The sequence below is a fragment of the Sulfolobales archaeon genome (assembly GCA_038897115.1).
In the GTDB taxonomy this organism is placed as follows: domain Archaea; phylum Thermoproteota; class Thermoprotei_A; order Sulfolobales; family AG1; genus AG1.
In genome coordinates this window covers 1-3,367 of record JAWAXC010000166.1, presented here as the reverse complement: position 1 = coordinate 3,367, position 3,367 = coordinate 1, and the positions used below count along the sequence as shown (strand labels likewise).

The window sequence follows — 3,367 nt, the reverse complement described above, 5'->3', positions numbered from 1 at the left end:
CCTATCATTTATAGTTCTACCCTCCTTGATCTCTAATAGCTTTTTTATCTCGCTCCACCTCCTCTCACTTGTGAGTATCTCTAGCAATGCTCTATATCTGACGCTTCTACTCGTAGATAGGAGTTTCTCGAGCTCTTCTCTACCTATTCTAATAGCTTGCTCAAGGATCTTATCGATGTTCTCTATACATGTGCCTGGGTTTAGATAGCATGTGTATCCAAATAGAGTTAGCCAGCCTATGACACCGTCGAGCTCTTCTACAGCTTTTTCAATGATATTTCGGGGGATGCTTAAACCTAGCTCTGAGAAGCCTTTTTCGAGAAAATCTATAGATTCTTCTCTAGAAAGCTTTCTTGTCTTAATTATATGTATGTATCTCCCATATAGGGGTGAGCTGGGATCTTCTATTCCTAGGAACTTGAATAGAACACCTATTTCCGATCCTGTCAGAACTATCCTCAAATTTCTCAGATTATCATATATGTATGCAAATATTCTTGTAATAGGTATCCAGGTGATTTTAGAGAGCTCCTGGGCTTCATCAATAGCTATGACAATCGGCTTTCCAAGATCTCTAGCCAGGCTATCTAAAGCTGTAAATAGTTCTCCAAGCTCTATCCTCTCATCTCTTCTCCAGCTAATCCCTATTGATAGAGTTGATATATCTATTGAAACCCCCCTTACATTCTTCAGAAACTCAATAACCCTCCTATATATACCGCTATATCTTCTCAAAAAATCCTCAATCGAACTTTTCAAAACATATGCAAAATCCCTGTATGTGGGTGTAGTAGAGAATCTAGGGTCTATATAGATATAGGGATAGCCACATTCGCTTAAAGCAACTCTTAGAAGAGATGTCTTCCCAGATCTTCTAATACCTATGACAACGGTTAATGGGTTTAACCCAATGCTCTTAACAAGCTCTCCAAGCTCTCTATCAAAATCATATAGATCTTCTCTACTGGATTTTGGGCGCAGATCGAATAGCACTACTTGTAGCACCCCAAGCCTACTTGTAGTGCTACAAGTTTAAATAAATACTATTATAGACAGTTTAGATGATGAGGTAGTGATGAGCATAACAGCTAAGCCCTCAGATGATAGCTATAAGAGATGAGGGCTACCAACCATATCCCCGAGGCCCTGAGAGGGGATAGGGATAATTAGATAATAAGCTAGGGGAATTTTTCAACTCATTAGCTGGATCACATGGCTAGAAGGTTTAAATGGTTTATCAAAGCTCGTCATGTTCTCAACTCTTTTCTCGTCTTGATTCATAGGCAAAGCATCACGTATTACGATCTCTTCTATACTATCAGGACAGGTATTCGAGACCGGCCTTAATCCAGTTATGATCTTCTGGAATGACTCTTTATCCTCTGTGATTAATGTAATATAGTGGTTAGAGTGTTATAACTCTATTACTTTGATCCCTAACTCCTCCGCTATATTCCTCTGTTTGGTATCTAGAGTAAGGAGAGATTTACTATTATGTAGTGCTAGCGCCATATATAATGAATCGTAGACCGTTAGACCGTGTTTTAACACTATGCCTAGTATTATCTATATATTTGCTCTCTGGTTTAAAGGCGATATTTTTCTCGCAGCACTCTTTAAATAACTTGATAATCCCCTCAGCGTTCTCCTAGGCTTAGAATCTTCTTAATATAGACAGCTTTCCATATAGCGTTGTAGAACTCTTTAACAGCATGATCTACTGTGATGGTTTGAATCATGAAATTCGCTAGCTTCTCCCACCCCTCTTCTCTGAGGATAAACGCTATTAGAGCAGATGCATCAACAACTATCACGATCCTCCCTCACAGACTCAACAGAAAACTCCCTAGGGATCTTCCAAGAAGCCTTCCCAGCTCAATTAGAATTTCCTTGAAATTCTCTTCAGCCTCGAGCATCCTCAACCTACTCCTCAATAAATCTCCTGATCTCCTCAGCCTAATTAATTCTATCTCTGTATTTCTCCATCTTCTCCTTAATTTCTCTTCTAAGCTTACACTAAACGCTTATAAGACCACCATTATCTATAACTAGATAGACCTATAAATAGATCAAAAGGTAATTCAAATAATAGATTTTAGCGTGAGGAGATCAGCATCCCTGAATCCCCTGTTATATGGGGGCAAGGGCAATATATCTAAGGCTATACAAGGCTAAGTCAAGCAATAGCATATGTACTTAAACATGTTAGTTTTAGAGAAGCCTAAGCCCTCTATAGTAGGGAGGTGCCAGTGTCTTTATAGAGACTTCATACCCTTGAATAGCTATAGAATTTCTATAGAATAGTTATTAAAGCTATTAATCTATATTCCTTGGGATTTCTATGTCTACCCCAACACAGAGGTTATGGAGTTCTATAGAGGATGTGTTTAGCGCTATTCTGAATCACCCGTTTATAAGGGGTTTAACTACTGGGGATCTAAGTGTTGAGGCCTTTAAATACTATGTAATCCAGGATTCCCTATATCTGAGGGATTTCTCAAGAGCTTTATCTAGACTCGCATCCAGATCTCGGGATGAGAATCTGATCTCGATGTTCTCGGAGCATGCTAAAACAGCTATAGAGGTTGAGAAAAGCCTTCACAGATCATTCCTAGCTGAGTGGGGATTAAGCGAGGAGGAGATCATGAGGATCCCTCCCTCACCTGTTAATTACGCATATACAAGCCACCTGTTAAGAACAGTGGCTGAGGAGAGCTATGAGGAGGCTATAGCAGCTGTTCTCCCCTGCTACTGGATCTACCTTGAGGTTGGTAAGCACTTGGAGAAAAAGGGATCTCCGAATCCTCTTTATAGGAGATGGATAGACACATATTCCTCAGCAACATATGAGAACATAGTTAGAATGGTTCTCAACGCAGCTGATAAGATCTTATCTAGGGTTGGGGAGGATCTGTGGGCAGATGTGGTGAGGAGTTTTAGAATAAGCTCTATATACGAGTACCTCTTCTGGGACTCAGCATATAGGCTTGAGAAGTGGGTTTTCAGACTATAGATACCAAAAATATATATGATCCTCGGAAATTTTTATTTAACTATATTCTCATCTCTATGCTGGATAATCAATATGTTTCCCACAGATCTTGGGATCTAAAATGATTCTTTTAGCTATTTCTTATAAGCTACTTAGCATTGATGTATAAAGGCATAGTTGCCTAGAGAAACCCTCTCATCGATCTTAGTGATAGGGAGTGGAGGCATAAAGATCGCTGAGGCAGCTGAATTCGATTATTCAGGCTCGCAAGCGCTGAAAGCTATAAAGGAGGAGGGTATAAAGGCTATACTTGTAAATCCAAATATAGCTACAATACAGACTAGCCACATATATGCTGATAGAATATATGCTGTC

4 protein-coding genes are annotated in these 3,367 nt (G+C 39.5%); 2 read left to right on the top strand and 2 right to left on the bottom strand.

Annotated elements, in window-relative coordinates; genetic code table 11:
- Together QXE01_12265 and QXE01_12260 are read right to left on the bottom strand one after the other, a co-directional pair.
- The coding region (locus QXE01_12265; GenBank protein MEM4972012.1) for an ATP-binding protein at positions 1 to 993 on the bottom strand (993 nt) is incomplete at its 3' end.
- Positions 994 to 1,637: 644 nt separating this feature from the next.
- Positions 1,638 to 1,814, bottom strand: coding sequence for a hypothetical protein (locus QXE01_12260; protein MEM4972011.1), 177 nt, complete (start codon positions 1,812 to 1,814; stop codon positions 1,638 to 1,640).
- Between the two features lie 527 nt (positions 1,815 to 2,341).
- On the opposite strand from QXE01_12260, the gene tenA reads away from it, so the two are divergent.
- Together tenA and QXE01_12250 are read left to right on the top strand one after the other, a co-directional pair.
- A complete protein-coding gene (gene tenA, locus QXE01_12255) occupies positions 2,342 to 3,013 on the top strand; it encodes a thiaminase II (protein ID MEM4972010.1) in 672 nt (223 codons plus the stop codon).
- Between the two features lie 156 nt (positions 3,014 to 3,169).
- Positions 3,170 to 3,367: hypothetical protein (locus QXE01_12250; protein ID MEM4972009.1), on the top strand; the 198-nt coding region annotated here is incomplete at its 3' end.

What these genes read in the sequence shown, in the direction of transcription:
- tenA (MEM4972010.1), top strand. Translation starts at nt 2,342, where the DNA reads ATGTCTACCCCAACACAGAGGTTATGGAGTTCTATAGAGGATGTGTTT.